Origin of the sequence: Mesorhizobium sp. Pch-S, assembly GCF_004136315.1 — a bacterium.
In the GTDB taxonomy this organism is placed as follows: domain Bacteria; phylum Pseudomonadota; class Alphaproteobacteria; order Rhizobiales; family Rhizobiaceae; genus Mesorhizobium.
The window spans coordinates 3541117-3558204 of the sequence record NZ_CP029562.1 but is presented as its reverse complement, the minus strand read 5'-3'; the positions used below and the strand labels follow the sequence as shown (position 1 = coordinate 3558204).

15 protein-coding genes are annotated in these 17088 nt (G+C 61.8%); 7 read left to right on the top strand and 8 right to left on the bottom strand.

All coding sequences use genetic code 11. The features are described from left to right. Window positions 1-12: 12 nt before the first annotated feature. On the bottom strand, window positions 13-1251 hold the full coding sequence (locus C1M53_RS16610; protein WP_129413236.1) for an ABC transporter substrate-binding protein: 1239 nt from the start codon (window positions 1249-1251) through the stop codon (window positions 13-15). Window positions 1252-1598: 347 nt separating this feature from the next. On the opposite strand from C1M53_RS16610, the gene C1M53_RS16605 reads away from it, so the two are divergent. Continuing rightward, window positions 1599-2639: a LacI family transcriptional regulator gene (locus tag C1M53_RS16605; protein ID WP_129413235.1), complete on the top strand. Its 1041-nt coding sequence runs from the start codon at window positions 1599-1601 to the stop codon at window positions 2637-2639. 46 nt (window positions 2640-2685) lie between these two features. On the opposite strand, the gene C1M53_RS16600 is transcribed toward C1M53_RS16605, so the two are convergent. The 7 genes from C1M53_RS16600 to C1M53_RS16570 all read right to left on the bottom strand — a co-directional run bounded on the left by C1M53_RS16600 (window position 2686) and on the right by C1M53_RS16570 (window position 9878). Continuing rightward, complete coding sequence (locus C1M53_RS16600; protein ID WP_165358166.1) at window positions 2686-3951, bottom strand: S41 family peptidase; 1266 nt, start codon at window positions 3949-3951, stop codon at window positions 2686-2688. A gap of 103 nt (window positions 3952-4054) precedes the next feature. Beyond that, window positions 4055-5470 (bottom strand): NADP-dependent phosphogluconate dehydrogenase, encoded by a 1416-nt coding sequence (gndA, locus tag C1M53_RS16595; RefSeq protein ID WP_129413233.1) that lies wholly within the window; start codon window positions 5468-5470, stop codon window positions 4055-4057. 133 nt (window positions 5471-5603) lie between these two features. Further along, window positions 5604-7226 carry a copper resistance CopC/CopD family protein gene (locus C1M53_RS16590; RefSeq protein ID WP_129413232.1) on the bottom strand — a complete coding sequence of 541 codons (1623 nt, stop codon included), beginning with the start codon at window positions 7224-7226 and terminating at the stop codon, window positions 5604-5606. Window positions 7227-7276: 50 nt separating this feature from the next. After that, a complete protein-coding gene (locus C1M53_RS16585; RefSeq protein ID WP_129413231.1) occupies window positions 7277-7798 on the bottom strand; it encodes a YcnI family protein in 522 nt (173 codons plus the stop codon). A gap of 33 nt (window positions 7799-7831) precedes the next feature. Continuing rightward, window positions 7832-8374, bottom strand: a complete 543-nt coding sequence (locus tag C1M53_RS16580) for a copper chaperone PCu(A)C (RefSeq protein WP_129413230.1) — start codon at window positions 8372-8374, stop codon at window positions 7832-7834. Between the two features lie 99 nt (window positions 8375-8473). Next, window positions 8474-8833, bottom strand: a complete 360-nt coding sequence (locus C1M53_RS16575; RefSeq protein WP_129413229.1) for a DUF2946 family protein — start codon at window positions 8831-8833, stop codon at window positions 8474-8476. 124 nt (window positions 8834-8957) lie between these two features. Then, entirely contained in the window at window positions 8958-9878 is a 921-nt protein-coding gene (locus C1M53_RS16570; RefSeq protein ID WP_129413228.1) for a GntR family transcriptional regulator, read from the bottom strand. Window positions 9879-10031: 153 nt separating this feature from the next. On the opposite strand from C1M53_RS16570, the gene C1M53_RS16565 reads away from it, so the two are divergent. The 6 genes from C1M53_RS16565 (at window position 10032) to C1M53_RS16540 (ending at window position 17079) form a co-directional block, all read left to right on the top strand. Continuing rightward, window positions 10032-11537 (top strand): altronate dehydratase family protein, encoded by a 1506-nt coding sequence (locus tag C1M53_RS16565; protein ID WP_129413227.1) that lies wholly within the window; start codon window positions 10032-10034, stop codon window positions 11535-11537. A 37-nt stretch (window positions 11538-11574) separates the two neighbouring features. After that, entirely contained in the window at window positions 11575-12591 is a 1017-nt protein-coding gene (locus C1M53_RS16560) for an aldo/keto reductase (RefSeq protein ID WP_129413226.1), read from the top strand. A gap of 49 nt (window positions 12592-12640) precedes the next feature. Continuing rightward, window positions 12641-13078: an RbsD/FucU domain-containing protein gene (locus tag C1M53_RS16555; protein ID WP_129413225.1), complete on the top strand. Its 438-nt coding sequence runs from the start codon at window positions 12641-12643 to the stop codon at window positions 13076-13078. Between the two features lie 233 nt (window positions 13079-13311). Beyond that, window positions 13312-14307, top strand: a complete 996-nt coding sequence (locus C1M53_RS16550; RefSeq protein ID WP_129413224.1) for an ABC transporter substrate-binding protein — start codon at window positions 13312-13314, stop codon at window positions 14305-14307. A 253-nt stretch (window positions 14308-14560) separates the two neighbouring features. After that, the gene (locus tag C1M53_RS16545) at window positions 14561-16114 is read left to right on the top strand and encodes a sugar ABC transporter ATP-binding protein (protein ID WP_129413223.1); all 1554 of its coding nucleotides are present in this window, start codon (window positions 14561-14563) and stop codon (window positions 16112-16114) included. Further along, a complete protein-coding gene (locus C1M53_RS16540) occupies window positions 16111-17079 on the top strand; it encodes an ABC transporter permease (RefSeq protein ID WP_054309623.1) in 969 nt (322 codons plus the stop codon). The genes C1M53_RS16545 and C1M53_RS16540 overlap by 4 nt, the downstream gene beginning before the upstream one ends. Window positions 17080-17088: the final 9 nt, after the last annotated feature.

Below are 17088 nucleotides of genomic sequence, written 5' to 3'. Positions count from 1 at the left end.
GGGTGAACAGGATCAGTCAGCGCTGGAGATGATGTCGGCGAAGCGCTTCTGCGCATCCTCGACGGTCAGGTCCGGCTTGGCGAAGAATTCGGCGAACAGGTCCTCCTTCTGCTTCTGCGTATCCTGCGACAGCAACTGGTCCGTCCACGGGATCACATTGCCCTTGGCGAGGATGTCGAGGCCCTTCTTCATGCAGTCATTGGCGGCAGCAAGATCGACGTCGCCGCGCACCGGCAGCGAACCTTTCTTCAGGTTGAAAGCCACCTGCGTCTTGGGATCGAGCAGCGTTTCAGCAAGCACTTCCTGCGCCTTGGCCTTGTCGGCGTCCTTGAGCAGCGGGAAATAGAAAGCATCGCCAGCAGTTGCGAGCGCGCTGTTCATGCCGAGGCCGGGCAGACAGGTATAGTCCTTGCCGGCCACCTTGCCGGCTACCTGGAACTCACCCTGCGCCCAATCACCCATGATCTGGCCGCCGGCCTTGCCAGTGATGACCATGTTGGTGGCCTGATTCCAGTCCTGGACATTGGTGCCCTTGGACATCCTGCGGGCATCATCCGCCGCCTTGAACACCTTGGCGATCTCCGGCCCGCCGGCAAACGCACCATCCTTATCCTTGTAGACTTTCAGGAAAGCGTCCGTTCCGCCGACAGCCAGCAGAAGCACATCGAACGCACCGGAGGACTGCCAGGGCTGGCCACCCACCGCAAGCGGTACGATACCCGCTTTCTCCAGCGCGGGCGCTGCCGCGACATATTCGTCCCAGGTCTTCGGCACTGCCACGCCGGCCTTGGCAAAGGCATCATTGGACAGCCACAGCCATTGCCAGGAATGGATGTTGACGGGCACGCAATAGATCTTGCCGTCGATGGTGCAGGAATCGAGCAACCCTTTCGGCCGCACGACATCCGTCCACTTGCCCTTGGCGGCGATATCGGTGAGATCGCGCATCAGCCCGGCCTGCACAAGCTCCTCCGCCTGACGGCCATGGTTGAACTGCGTTGCGCCCATCGGATCGCCGCCGGTGATGCGCGAGATCATGATCGGACGGGCTGTGCCGCCGGAGCCGGCGATGGCGCCATCCACCCATTTGTTACCGGTCGCGTCGAATGCCTTGGCGAGTTCAGCGACGGCAGCGGCTTCACCGCCCGACGTCCACCAATGCGTGACTTCCAGATCCGTAGCGAAAGTGGGGCCGGCAAAACCGAGAGCCGTCCCGGCTGCCAGCACGGCAGCCGTCAAAGTGCGTCGCATTCCGATTCCTCCCAAAATCTGAAACGTTACAGATTTTGGATACGGCAATTGTTTCGTTGTGGCAATCCCCAATCGATCGGCGCGCCAAACTATTTTTCGAAGCTCGACAAAATAAGCTGCAATGTCGAGAAATCATCCATTTTGCACTGCAAAATAAGCAATTGCAGTGCAAACCAACCGGATTGGACATGACTGCGGGTGACCGCTCGGAAGCGGTCGACCAAGGTCCGACTGGCAAATCTGTAACGTTTCAGTATATTTGCGTGATCGACCCGCCTTAGCCGGGCCGACAAATTCGCGCATTGTCGCCGCCGAAACAGACTGGTATGCGCGCTGCGGGCAGGGTTATGGATAAATCGAGCCACAACACGGACGAGGACGAAGCGGAGACCGGCAGGCCGACGCTGAAGACGCTTGCCTTCATGACGGGGCTTGGCGTCACAACCGTTTCACGCGCACTGAAGGACGCACCGGAGATCGGCGCCGAGACACGCAAGCGCGTGCAGCTCGTCGCGCGCCAGATCGGCTATCGGCCGAACCGGGCCGGCGTGCGCCTGCGCACGGGCAAGACCAACGTCATCTCGGTCGTGCTCAACACCACCGAACAGATCGGCGGCTTCCTGTCCGATTTCATCTACGGCATTTCAGAGCGTCTGGCGGCGACGCCCTATCATCTGGTTGTCGCTCCCTATTCCCACAACAACGACCCGATGGAGCCAATCCGCTATGTGGTGGAAACCGGCTCTGCCGACGGCATCATCATCTCGCGCACGCAGCCCAATGACCCGCGCGTGCGCTATCTGACCGAGCGTGGCTTTCCCTTTGCCGCTCATGGCCGCACCGCAATGGGGATAGAGCACGCCTATCATGACTTCGACAATGAGAGCTTCGCGCGGCTGGCAGTGCGACGGCTGGCCGAGCTCGGACGCCGGCGCCTCGCTCTTCTGGCTCCGCCGACAGCCCTCACCTATCACCAGCACATGCGCAGCGGCTTCCTCGACGAGATCGACCGGCAGGGGTTGAGCGAGGTTCCGTTCTCATCCGTCAGCAGCGACAACGTCATCGACGACATTCGCCGCCACACCATCGAACTGATGCGGCGGACCGGCCGACCCGACGGCATCGTTTGCGGCGCCGGCGGCCCGACCTTCGCCCTCATCGCCGGCATCGAGGCGGCAGGGTTCAAGCTTGGACGCGATGTCGACCTCGTCGCCAAGGAACCGTTCAATCTGCTGCAGCTGGTGCGTCCCGAAATCCACGTCGTCGAAGAGGACTTCCGGCTTGCCGGACACGATCTGGCAACCGCCGTGCTCAATCGCATCGACGACAGGTCGGCGGCGCCCATGCAGAGACTGGTGGTGCCGGCCGAGGTGAAAGCCCCACAATAGCCGAAGGCGACCTTTCGATCACAAGGCAGAAAGTATCGTGGCGCTTTCAGTTCGACCTGGCCGCACTTCCCTGCGAACAGCGTCTTTGTTCCGGGGATAGAGAACTGCGCCACGGACTGACACCGGATAGCTGCTCCGATACTTCCTTCATCGCCACCTCAAGCTGCGGATCTGCTCCCCCGGCATAAGGGACGGGCGCACTGACAATTTTGTCCGGCTCGACTCCCCTGCCCTCAAGCACCTCACCATCGACCCGAACCATCGAAGTAGCGACCATCAACAGGCTGTCGTCTGGAAGAACATAGGCGTTGCCGCCCAGCACGGCTCCAGCGCTTTTCTCGCCAATCAGGGAAAAGCCGCGCTTTTTCATTGCGCAAGCCAGCAGTTCATTGGCGCTGCGCGTTCCTCCATCAATCAGAACAACAATGGGTTTGCGCCATGTTTCTCTCTGGGAGAAGTTCCGCCCATTTCGCATCGTGAAGGATATGTCGGCAAAATCCTCCATCAACATCTCGGGAAGCTCGCTTGAAATGCCGCCCCAACGGCCGCGCAGGTCGAGCACCAGGCCATCGGATTCGCTTAGAACCCCGCTGCGCAGCATCGTTTCCACGGTTTCGTTGGTGAGTGGAGACGCAAGCGTCCAGAGCCGGACATAGCCAATATCTCGACCGGCATAATCGACAATACGGGCACTGGCGCTCACCGCCTCCAGGAACATTCTCACCGGTGAAATGGCCGCTACCATCACTGGAATCTCTACCGGCTGCGTCTTTGCAGCCCGCCTCACTGTGACGATAGCGATTGTTCCAGCGCCGCCCTTAAAGGACCTGATCTCGTCGAAAGGTTGTGAGTTTACGGATAGTATTTCGTCCCCGACCTGGATTCCGGCTGTCTTTGCCATGGCACCGTCATAGACGTCCGTGACGAACCGCTTGCCGTCAATCACAGTTGTGGCGATACCGATACCTTCATATTGGACCTCGCCGCGTGGTGGAAAGATTGAACTGAGATCCCGACTTAGCCAACGCTGGTAGATGTCCGCCACTTCGTAATATTCAAGCGTACCAGGCATAAACCGGCGGGTATGGGAGGCTTTCAGGTCGGCCAGAGCCTTGTCGACATCTGCATTCGTCGGATGCTTTCCGGCAAAAGAAGGGAAATCAACAGGCTTATAAAAATTGCGCTCGATGAGCTCTTCGACCCTGCTCGCGACGCGCGCCACCAATTCGTCTGCAGCGATCTCGTTTGCGGCCTGCGCGGTCATCGCCGAACAGACGACAGCAACAGCCGACAGGAGCCACCTCGCCCGCATATGTCCTCCAGTCCCGGAGCCAGCGGACCGCATCCAAACACGAACGAATGCGCGACGCCACCATCCAGCGATCGCCGCGCGCTCAGGAGCTATCCGAAAGACCTCAGCCCTGCCCCCAGGGCCCATGGAACGCGCCGGCTTCATCGATGCGTTCGAAGCCATGCGCGCCGAAGAAATCGCGTTGCGCCTGGATGAGATTGGAGGTTCCACGGCCCTGGCGATAGCTGTCGAAATAGGCAAGCGCCGACGACAGTGCCGGCACCGGCGCGCCTGCTTCCGTGGCCAGCGCCACCACACGCCGCAGCGCCGGGTGCGCTTCCTGCATCAGCTTCACGAAGTCCGGCGCCATCAAGAGGTTGGTCGAGGCCGCGCCGGATCCAAAGGCTTCCGCCATGGTGTCCAGCATCTGTGAACGGATGATACAACCGGCGCGCCAGATCTTCGCGATCGTCGGCATCGGCAGGTTCCAGCCGAATTCCTTCGAAGCGCCCGCCATCACGGCGAAGCCTTGCGCATAGGCGGCGATCTTGCCGGCAAACAGCGCCAGTTCCAGCTGCTTGAGCAGCGTTTCCCTTGGCGCCGTAATCGGCGCCACCCCGCCGCCGTAGATTTTCTCTGCTGCCAGCCGTTCATCCCTGAGCGACGACAGCACGCGCGCCGCCACTGCCGCCTCAATGGCGGTTGCGGGGATGCCGAGTTGCTGCGCCTCGATCGCCGACCACTTTCCGGTACCCTTCTGCCCGGCGCGATCGAGGATGATGTCGACCACCGGCTGGCCGGTCCTGGCATCGTCGGCTTTCAGCACCTCGGCGGTGATTTCGATCAGGTACGAATTCAGACGGCCCTTGTTCCATTCGGCGAAGACTGCGCCGATCTCCTTTGGCGCCATTCCCAGCCCGTCACGCAGGATGCCGTAGATTTCAGCGATCATCTGCATGTCGGCATATTCGATGCCGTTGTGGATCGTCTTGACGAAATGGCCTGCCCCATCCGGACCGAGCCAGGCCGCGCAGGGTTCGCCCTTGAACTTGGCGGAAATGGCGGTGAGCACGCTCTCGACACGGTGCCAGGATTCCTCCTTGCCGCCGACCATGATCGACGGACCGTGTCGTGCGCCTTCTTCGCCGCCCGAAACGCCCATGCCGATGAAGGTCAGGCCCGAACCCTCCAGTTCCCTGAAGCGTCGCATCGTATCGCGGAAATTGGCGTTGCCGGCATCGATGATGATGTCGTTGGCCGCGAGTTCTCCGCGCAGCGCCGCGATCTGTTCATCCACGGGACTGCCGGCCAGCACCATGATGATGATCGGCCGCGGCGGGCGGATGGCGGCGGCGAGGTCGGCAAGGCTCTCGCAGGGCACGACACGGCCAGCGAGGTCGCCCGCCTTGGCAACGAAATCATCGGTTCGCGACGGCGTGCGGTTGTATACCGCGATGCGGTGCCCTTTCTCGGCAATGTTGAGGGCGAGGTTGGAGCCCATCGTACCGAGGCCGATCAGGCCGATTTCGGCTTTTTCCATGCTGTCGTTCCTGTCTGCGAATAACGGCTGTCGCCGTAGAGGTGACATGATTGGCCTCAGGCACCCGCTTCGTCAACAAGGGGCGGTCGTCCATTCATCGGAAATTTCAATCGATTAAGCCATCGTGCCGACGTCAGGGACGGATGTCGATCGGCCCCTCAAGCTTCACCATTTCGAAATCCGAAACCAGGATGTCGAGCCGCACTGTCCAGCGCCCGGGAAACGGAATGACAAGACCGTCGACCAGCCAGGTGCCGTCACCGGGTTTTGTCGCAGCGCGTTTCAACGACTCGATCCCTGCTTCAGGCCGCGAGAGCACCAAAGTCACTTCCTTGGCATCGAGCGGCCCGAAATCACCGGTCATCAGCATGATGCTGACGGATACGGGTCCGGCCGTGCCGGGAGTCACCGTGAGGTCAGCCATCGCCTGCAGCGTCATCATATGGGTCGACACAGGCTCGGCTGCCGTGATCGCCAGCGCACGCGGCGGCGGCGTAAAACGCCAGCCGGCGACAATGCCGAAGATCGCGAGGACGATAAGGGTCTCGACCGCAATGGAGCGGACCAGACGGTGACGTGCAGCGGACTGCCCCGCTTCGGCCGGGCGTGTCAGCGCCCAGCGATTGGTGGCGGCGAGCGCGAACAGACCGACCACAAGCGCGAGCTTTGCCAGCAGCAGACGACCGTAGTCGGTGTCGACCAGCGCCGACACCGTCTCCACCTGGATCACCGCAAGCACGATGCCGGCAACCACGAGAGCAGCGACCACCGGCATGATGGCCACCGAAAAGCGGCGCAGGAGCATGTCGGCACCGGCCGTCTGGCGCTTGAGTGCCACGGCGAGCGGCGTAAGCGCACCTGCCCAGAAGGCGATACCCACAGCATGGACGAAAACCATGGGGCGCGTCAGCCACTGCGGCGCTGCCGCGCTGGCATGGCCACTCGCGGCGAGTGCCACGCCGACCGCTATCAAGGCAATGGCTGCGAAGGGCCTGGCGTCGGCGCGCGGCAGCACGAGCGCCAGAAGACCCAATCCCAGCGCGATAGCGGCAATCAGAGCAGTCCAGACAAAGCTGGTGGCAAAAGCGGTCTTCCAGACAATGGTCTGCGCAAACTGCTCGAACGACGCGCCCAGCGCATCGAGCCCTTGCAGGCCAAGCGAGACGGGGGCGGCGATCAATCCGGCCAGCAGCATTGTCACCACGAAGCGTTCGCCGCCCCGTCCCTCGCCCGCCAGCCAGCTGAGTGCGAATGCCCCACCGACGCCAAGGAACAGGCCGAGATAGAGCATGATCTTCACGACCCAGATCACGCGATGCAGCCAGGGATCGATGGCATCGCCCGCAGCGGGTGCGGCACTGACGGAACCGACGGAAAATAGCAGCGAACCGCCGACCGGATGCCCGTCGGCGGAAATCACGCGCCAACTGAGCACGTGGGTACCGCTGCCGAGCGGTTGCGGATTGTCGATGTCGAGCGTCTGCCCGTCGCTGCGAAACGATGTCAGCCGTTCCGGCGTGCCATCCGGCCGCACGAGGGTAAGCACCAGCGGCGAAACCGGTTCGCTGAAAGCGAGCGAAAACCGGTTCGGACTTTGTTGCAGCATCGCTCCATCGGTCGGCTCGGTCTTGACCAGGCTGGCATGCGCCGAAGCTTGACCTGCGCCAAACACGGCCAGCACGGCAAACAGAACGACAATAGAGACAACCAGACGCTGAAGGCCTGCCTGTAAGTGTTGTGGAGCGAAGTTCCGCATGATCGGTCAACCGGGAGAGCGGCGCGCCATGGCAGGCGCGCCGCGGACGATTACTTCTTGGGCAGGAGTTTCAGACCTGGCGCCGGATGCTCCAGCGCGTCCTCGTCCTGACCGGCGGCCGGGATTTCGATCCAGCGGGCGGTGCCGCCTCCTTCGCATTCCTGCACGACAGGAAAGCGCAAGGTCTCGCCGGCGGGCAGATCGCCTGTCAAACGCGCCCGCAGCACGAACTCATCATAGAATTCGTCCGGCAGGTTGCCGCCATTCCAGTTGACCTCGGTCACGCCTTCGCTGACCGTCTCACCCCATAGCTTATAGGCCTTGGCATATTTGCCCTTCGCCGTCTCCAGCTTCCAGCCGGCCTTCGGCATCGGCTTCACGTCGATGACGCCTTCCGGGATCTTGACGCGCACGGCGGTTGTCGCTTTGCCATCGCAACCATGCGGAACGCGGAAAATCGCCTTGTAGGTGGAATCGACTGGTGCTTCCTGGGTCTCCAGAGAGACATGGGCAAAAGCCGACCCTGCGCCCGCGCCCATGAAAAGGCCGGCAACGATCATGGTTCTGAACATCGGAATTCCTCTGAAATCGTCTCGTGATGAAAATCAGTTCGCGTGATCGCCATGCGCCTTCGGCGCAGCGCCACCCACCGCCTCGACATCGAACTCCACCGTGACAGGACCAGCCTTTTCGAAGGTCAGGGTCGCGGCGAACTTCTCGCCCTGTTTCGGCTGGCGATTGAGGCCGATGAACATCAGATGGTAACCACCCGGCGCGAGTTCCGCCTTGCCGTTGGCCGGGACTTCCAGGCCGCCGTCAACCTTGCGCATGGTCATGACGCCGTCCTTGACCGCCATCTCGTGTACCTCGGCTTTCTGCGAGACATCCGAAGCTATCGAGACAAGACGATCCGCCTCTCCGCCACTGTTCTTGATGGTGAGGTAGCCGCCGGCAACCTTGGCGCCGGGCGGCGTCGCCCGTGACCAGGGATGATCGATCTCGAGGCTGCCGACCTTGAATTCGTGCGCAAACGCGGCCGGCATGCCGGCAAGCAAAACCGCGAAGGCAGCCGACACAAGGCCAAGCCGGGCAGGAATCGAGTTTCTCAGTGAAAATGCAGGCAAAAGAGTGCTGTTGAAAACAGGCATGGGGTTGCTCCATGGCAGACGCGCCGTTGCCGGACACGCAAGTACAAAAACAAGAGAGGAATCGTGGCGCGGCCAAAGGCCTGGCGCAACGGACAAAGATCAGGCCGACGCCGGTGGCGCACGTGGATTGCCCGGCGACCAGTCATGGCTGAAACCGATGACATTGTTGGCTGGGAACGCGACGCGGAGGCTGGCGACAAAGGCCAGGCCATCCAGCAGGGGGGAGGCTTCCGGCGGGGCACCGAAGGCCGACGCGTACATGTTGCAACCCAGCACGCAGCACGATTGCTGGTGCTGTTGCGGCTGCTCGCCAGGCGGCAGTTGCGCGGCGCCGTCATGTGTACAGATGACGTTGCCGAAGGCATCGAGCTGCGCGGGATTGGGGCCTGTGCCGGCGGCGAAGGCGCCGAGCACGGATTGCAGGACGAGCAGCCACGCAACGGCGAGGGCCGTCGGCATGCTCCATCTCCTGCGCCCGGCGATCACGGCGTCGCGCACTCCCTTGCCAATCGGCAAAGACCTATCACGAGCCTGAGGGCCGGCAAACCGCCAAATCAGCGCTGCGGCAACAAGCCCGACGGTATCAGAGCGTCCTGGTCCATTTCGCCGGAATGGTCTGCCTGCCTTCGGGCGTCGAATCGAGCAGGGTCTGCCTGGCCGAGGTCAGATGCCTGCGGCAAGCGTCCTCCACCTTGGCCGCATCGCGCGTCTTGAGTGCCGCGATATAGGCAAGATGTTCGGCCACTGCCGTCTCATTGCGGCTGCGTTGGCCCGCCTTGTTCCACTGATAGTGATAGTGAAAGATCATGGAGATGACGTCGTAGAAATCGACGATGAAGCGGTTGTGCGAGGCGCTGTGGATCAGCCGATGGAAGCGCTCGTCCAGTTCCGAGAATTCGGGATAGCGATTGGCGATATCGCGCGCCAGGGCATGGTGCTCGACTTCCAGGCGGTCGAGATCGACCCAGACCGGATTGTCATCCGGCAAGGCAACGAAGGCGGCTGCCGAGCGCAATTCGAACATCTCACGGATATCAGCCAGCTCCAGTGCAAAGGCACGGGTGAACCCTTTGAGAACCCAATGGCTGTTGCGACGCTTTTCGATCAGCCCGAAGCGACTGAAGCGGATGAGAAATTCGCGCACGCTGGTGGTGCCGACGCCGATCTCCCGCGCCAGTTCCAGTTCGTTGATCTGCATGCCGGCTTCCGCCCCTTCAGCCAGCAGCCGCCGCATGAAGGAGCGCTCGATGATCTGTGACAGCGAGTCGGTCTCTTCCTCCGGGAAGAAATCCTCTTCCTTCGGCGCGCGTAGTACCGTCTTGTCGCGCTTGTCCCAGGTGATCAGCCCGTTGTCAGCCATCCGGGCCAGAATGCCGCGCACCGTGGTGCGGCTCACCCCCAATGTCGCTCCCAGTTCGGGCTCGGAGGGCAGGTTGCTGGTTTCCTCCAGCAGCCGCAGGCAACGATTATAGGCATCCTTGTAGACGTTGTTGCTCTTCGACATCCTGTTCTCTTGGCCCGCGCACCGTTCCCGGAGAGCGCTCTAACCGAAAATGCCAATTGACGCCCAAATGTTTTTTTACGATAAAAGACATTAGCTGCAGGATTGCCGGTGTCAATCCGGCATTCACCCAGGATAATCCCAGGAACCATCGTCGTGACCGCCGCCAATTCGATCGTGCTTTCGCCCTCCGACAATGTCGTCGTCGCCAACGGCCGACTTGAGAAAGGCACGACATTGCCGGGTGGTGCGACAACAGCCGATGCGATCGAATCCGGGCACAAGGTGGCGATCAGGCAGATCCCGGCCGGCTCCGCGGTCGTGAAATACGCGCAGGCGATCGGCCGCGCCACGCAGGATATCGCTGCGGGCGAGCATGTGCATTCGCACAATCTGGTCTTCGAATCCGGACGCATGCCGGTGGTGCCGCCATCGGCACCGCTGGAAGCCTCCGAGACCGACAAGGTCCGCACTTTCATGGGTTATCGCCGCGCTGACGGCCGCGCCGGTACCCGCAATTTTGTCGGCATCGTCGCCAGCGTGAACTGTTCGGCCACCGTCTGCCACGCCATCGCCGACGAGGCCAACCGCCGCCTGCTGCCGCTCTATCCGGGCATCGATGGTTTCGTGCCGATCGTACACGGACAGGGTTGCGGCATGAGCGCCACCGGCGACGGTATGATGGTCCTGCACCGCACGCTCGCCGGCTACGCGCGCCATCCCAATTTCGGCGGCGTGCTGATGGTGGGGCTGGGATGCGAGGTCAACCAGCTTACCCTCTACGGCCAGAAGGGCGTCGCCGCGGGCAAGCGGCACTTCAACATCCAGGACGCCGGTGGCTCGCGCAGATCGGTCGAGAAGGCAATGGGCGTGCTGGCCGAAATCGCCGAAGAGGTCGGCGGGCTGGAGCGTGAACCGATCCCTGTCTCGGAGATCGTGGTCGGCCTGCAGTGCGGCGGTTCGGACGGCATGTCCGGTATCACCGCCAACCCGGCACTCGGCGCGGCAGTCGATCTGCTCGCCGGCGTCGGCGGTATCGGCATCCTCTCGGAGACCACCGAAATCTACGGTGCCGAGCACCTGCTTGCCTATCGCGCCGCCACGCCGGAGATCGCCGACAAACTCGATCGCCTGATCAAATGGTGGGAGAACCATACCGCCATGCACGGCGCTTCCATCGACAACAACCCCTCGCCCGGCAACAAACGCGGCGGGCTGACCACCATTCTCGAAAAGTCGCTCGGTGCCGTCGCCAAAGGTGGCCAGACGCCACTGAACGGGGTGTTCGCCTATGCCGAGAAGGTGAGCGGCAGCGGTCTCGTCTTCATGGACACGCCAGGTTATGACCCGGTCTCCGCCACCGGCCAGGTAGCAGGCGGAGCCAACGTCATCGTTTTCACCACCGGGCGCGGCTCCTGCTTCGGCAGCCACCCGACTCCATCGATCAAGGTGGCCACCAACACTTCGCTTTTCGAAGCCATGGAAGAGGACATGGACGTCAACTGCGGCGTCATCGCCTCCGGCGACAGGACAATCGCGGAGATGGGACGCGATATCTTCGAACTGATCGTCGAGACCGCTTCGGGCAAGAAGACCAAGAGCGAGTTGTTCGGCTACGGCGACAACGAGTTCGTGCCTTGGCATCTCGGCGCAACGCTGTAGCTTTGGCTGGAGCGTTTCCGCAAATGGGAGTGTATGCATGAAGACGCGCCGCATCGGCAAAACCGCGCTGGAGGTCACCGAGATCAGTTTCGGCGGCGCTTCGCTGGGCAATCTCTACCAGGCGATACCGAACAAGGACGCCGAAGCGGTTCTCGATGCGGCCTGGAATTCCGGCATCCGCTATTTCGACACGGCACCTCACTACGGTTTCGGCCTTTCCGAACGCCGTTTCGGCGATTTCCTGCGCGACAAGCCGCGCGACGGCTATGCGCTTTCCACCAAGGTCGGCCGTCTTCTGAAGCCCGCGCCGGAACACGAGGTTCCCAACCTCGGTTTCTTCAACCCGCTGCCCTTCAAGCTGGAATATGACTACAGCTATGACGGCATCATGCGCTCGGTCGAGTTCAGCTATGCACGCCTCGGCCTCAACCGCATCGACATCCTCTATGTGCACGACATCGGCGTCTACACCCACGGTATCGAACTCACCAAGGTGCATCTCGGTCAGTTGCTGGGCGGCGGGATCAAGGCACTGGAAGAGCTGAAGTCCGGCGGCGTCATTTCCGCCTATGGCCTCGGCGTCAACGAGGTGGAGATCTGCGTGGAGGTGATGCGCCGCGCACCGCTCGACTGCATCCTGCTTGCCGGCCGCTATTCGCTGCTTGACCGCTCGGCCGAGGCAGAGTTGCTGCCACTCTGCCATCAAAGCGGCACCACGCTGGTCATCGGCGGCGTCTTCAACTCCGGTATTCTGGCGACAGGCGCCAAACCCGGCTCGCATTTCGACTATGGCCCGGCCTCGCCCGAGATCCTGTCCAAGGTGTCGGCCATGGAAACGATCGCCGAAGAGGCCGGATACCCGCTGGCAGCCGCAGCGCTGCAATTTCCCCTGCACGAGAAAGCGGTGTCGACGGTGCTGATCGGCACCGCCAGGGCTTCCAGCCTGACGCGCAACGTCGACCTGCTCAAGATCAAGGTTCCAGAAGCAGAGTTCGAAAAATACCGTCCTTACACGACCGTGCAGCCGCCGCTGACGGGAGCCGTGCGCGAATGAAGCCAGTTGGACGCAACGGCCAGACAACAACTCCGAAGGACATCGCCTGATGCTGCGCGGCATTCATCCTCTTCTCGGCCCCGACCTGCTGCATGCGTTGCGCAGCATGGGCCATGGCGACGAGATCGTCATCGCCGACGGTAATTTTCCGGCAAGTACGCAGGGGCCCAAGGTCGTGCGCGCCGATGGGCTGGGCGGCGAGGCGTTGCTTGAAGCGATCCTCACTCACATGCCGCTCGACACCTATGCACCGGCCGCAGCTTTTCGGATGGCAGTCGTCGAAGACGCGGACAGACTTCCTGACATCTGCCGCTCCTACCAGTCGATCATCGACCGCCTGGCCGGCCCTTTTGTCGTCGCTCCCCTGGAACGGTTCGCCTTCTATGAGCGTGCGGCCAAGGCCGCTTACATCGTTGCCTCCGGCGAGCGTGCCTCCTACGCCAACATCCTTCTCAAGAAAGGCGTGGTCCGCTCGGAACAGGATTGAAAGACACGGCACACAATATGGAATGATTATTCCGCATTGACCTTGTTTTGGAATTGATGCCTCATATCGGAACGAGGGTCGTGAGGGCCACGGAGGGGAGCGTCACACTTGCAAGCCCAGCCACGATCCACTAAAAATCGAGATGCTGTTTTTTATCCATAAAGTCCTGATTGGACTTCGCCTATCCAGAAGGGACTTCGCGTAATCGACCGGGCGACTTTGGGAGGAAGCCTATGAAATTCGTGAAAAGCATGCTCAGCCGCCGCACTTTCGTGGCACTCGCCGCTGCCTCGATGCTGGCCGGCGCATTTCAGCCGGGACCGGCCGCTGCCGCCGACACCACAATTCCGATCATCGTGAAGGACACCACCTCCTTCTACTGGCAGATCGTTCTTGCCGGCGCCCGCAAGGCCGGCAAGGACCTTGGCGTGAACGTGCCGGAACTCGGCGCGCAAGCCGAGACCGACGTGAACGGCCAGATCTCGATCCTGGAAAACGCGGTGGCCGGCAATCCGGCCGCCGTCGTGATCGCTCCGACCGAAGCCAAGGCTCTCGGCAAGCCGATCGACGAAGCAGCCAAGAAGGTGAAGATCATCGGCATCGACTCCTCGGCCGATTCCAAGGCCTTCACCTCCTTCCTGACCACCGACAACAAGGTCGGCGGCCAGGTTGCAGCCGACGGTCTGGCCGCCGCGATCGGCGCCGCCAATGGCGGCAAGGTCGAAGGCAAGGTAGCGATCATCACCGCACTTCCAGGTGCCGGCTCGCTTGAACAGCGCCGCGAAGGCTTCCTCGAACAGGTCAAGGCCAAATATCCGGGCCTGACGGTGGTTGCCGACAAATATGCCGATGGTCAGGCCACGACCGGTCTCAACATCGCAACCGACCTGATCACCGCCAATCCGGACCTGAAGGGCATCTTCGCCTCCAACCTGATCATGGCGCAGGGTGTCGGCCAGGCGATTGCCGAAAACAGCCTTTCCGGCAAGGTCGGACTGATCGGTTTCGACAGCGACGAGAAGCTGATCAAGTTCCTCAATGACGGGGTCATTTCCGGTCTTGTCGTGCAGGACCCGTATCGCATGGGTTATGACGGCATCAAGACCGCGCTGGCCGCCTCGAAGGGTGAGAAGGTCGAGACCTTCGTCGACACCGGCGCCAATCTTGTCACCAAGGCGAACATGAAGGAGCCGAAGATCGACGCGCTGCTCAATCCGAAGCTCAACTGATCGCGTGTCGACAGATATCTCCGGGGCCGTCTCGGCCCTGGAGAACTTGCCAGAAGGCCTGTGACTTCGAACCAGAAGAGAGCGGCGAAGCCTGTCGGGTTCGGGTCCCATGCGCCGGGCTGCACTATGGCGTTTCCGTTTTTCACGGAACCGCTCTAACTCTTTGTCTTACGCAATTCCGGACGGAAAACCGCTACGCACTTTTCCTGGAATTGCTCTAGCTGTCCAAAGCGTGCCAATCGGGAGGATTGTCATGACATCGGCGACACAGCACCAGCATCCTGCGCCGGAACTGGAACCCGGCAAGGTGATCCTGGAACTGCGCGGCCTGGAGAAGAAATATCCCGGCACCCACGCCTTGAAGCCGGTGAACCTTGCCTTCAAAGCCGGCGAAATCCACGCGATCGTCGGCGAAAACGGCGCCGGCAAGTCCACGCTCATCAAGCTTCTGACCGGCGTCATGCCACGCACGTCCGGGGACGTGATCTGGGAAGGCGCCCCTGTCGCGCTTGCCACACCGCACGAAGCGATGGAGCTCGGCATCAACGCGGTGCATCAGGAAGTGGTGTTGTGCCGTCACCTCACCGTTGCCGCCAACATGTTCCTCGGCGAGGAAAACGTCCGCTACGGCCTCCTGCAACAGCGTGCCATGGTGCGTGATGCCCAGAAGATCATCAACGACCTCGGCTTCAACCTGCCCGCCCACGTCATGCTGGGCGACCTGACCATCGGCCAGCAGCAGCTGATCGCGGCTGCCCGCGCCACGGTGCGCGGCACAAAGTTCCTTATCTTCGACGAGCCGACTGCCTATCTGACGCGCAAGGAGGCCGACCAGCTTTTCGCCTTGATCCGCCGGCTCAAAGCCGAAGGCGTCACCATCATCTACATCAGCCACCGCATGGAAGAGGTGTTCGAACTGGCCGACCGTGTTTCGGTGCTGCGCGACGGCACCTATGTCGGCACCCGCAACATCAAGCAGACCGACGAGACCGAACTGGTGCGGTTGATGATCAACCGCACGATCGAACAGATCTACCACAAGGACGCGTTCCCGATCGGCAGGGCGATCCTGGAAACCAGAGAGCTTTCCGGCAATGGCTTCGAGAATGTCTCGATGACCGTGCACGAAGGTGAGATCGTCGGTCTCTACGGTCTGATCGGTGCCGGGCGTAGCGAATTCGTCACCACCCTCTATGGCCGTCACCCGAAATCTTCCGGCATGGTGTTGTGGGACGGCAAGGAAGTTCACATCCGTTCCGAGCACGATGCAATCAAGCTCGGCATGGCGCTTGCGCCTGAAAGCCGACGCGACCAGGGCCTCTGCCTCAATCTGCCGGTGAGCCTGAACCTCAACCTGCCGATCTACAAGCGCATCAGCAGGAGTGCTCTGATCTCCGGCGGAGAAGAGACAAAACATGCCGAGCAGCAGATCGCCGGCCTGCGCATCAAGACGGCCGGACGCCAAGCGCTGGCCTCCAGTCTCTCCGGCGGCAACCAGCAGAAGATCGTCATCGGCAAATGGCTGAACCATGGCGCCAAGCTGTTCATCTTCGACGAGCCGACGGTGGGCGTCGACGTCGGCACCAAGGCGGAAATCTACCGGCTTTTCTCCACGCTGCTCTCCCAGGGCGCGGGCATCATCCTGATCTCGTCCTATCTGCCGGAAGTCTATGAACTGGCCGATACGCTGCATGTTTTCCGGCGCGGCAAGCTGGTCGCCACGCATGGCTTCCACACCGCCAGCCACGAAGACATCCTGACCCAGGCGCTGGCCGAGAAGCAGGAAAGAACGGGAGGACACCCATGAGCACCGAGGCGATCCCCGCCGAAAAGCCGAAGCGCAACTACAACGCGCTGTTCGGGCTGACGCTGCTGGCGCTGCTGGTTCTGTTGTGGGTCCTGCTTTCTTTCTCGACCTCCAGCTTCGCCACCGCCAACAACATCTCCAACTTGCTGCGCCAGGGCTCGATGATCGCCATTCTGGCGGTCGGCCAGACCTTCGTCATCATCACCGGCGGCATAGACCTTTCCGTTGGCGCGGTCGTCGGCTTTGCGACCGTGACAACGGCGATGCTGATCAATTCCGGCCTGCCGGTTTTTGTCGCCATCCTGATCACCTTGCTGATCGGCGTCGCCATCGGTCTCTTCCACGGCTTCGGCATCGTCAAGATGGGGCTGCCGCCCTTCATCATCACGCTGGCCACCTTGACCTCGCTGCGCGGCATCGGCCTTTTGATGACCAACGGCAACTCGATTTCCATCAACAACGACGCCTTCCAGGAGTTCTCGCGCGGCTCCTTCGTCGGCGTGCCCAACCTGTTCTGGATGGTCATCCTTGTCGGCGTACCCGCCTACATCTTCCTGCACCACACGCGCTGGGGCCGCTATCTGTTTTCGGTCGGCTCCAATGCCGAGGCCGCGCGCCTCTCCGGTGTCAACGTCCAGCGCACCATCTACATGGCCTACACGCTGTCTGGCCTGTGCGCGGCCTTTGTCGGTGTCCTGCTCGCCTCACGCATCGGCATCGGCAATCCCACCCAGGCCGAAGGCTGGGAGCTGCAGGCGATCGCCTCCTCGGTCATCGGTGGCACGTCGCTGTTCGGCGCCGTCGGTTCGGTGCACGGCCCCCTTCTCGGCGCCTTCATCCTGGCCACCATCAACAACGGCGCCAACCTGCTCAACGTCAACGCGTTCTGGCAGCGGGTCATCACCGGCGTGCTGATCATCGTCATCGTCTATTTCGACGGACTGCGCCGGCGCGGCAGCAAATAGTGACAGGCC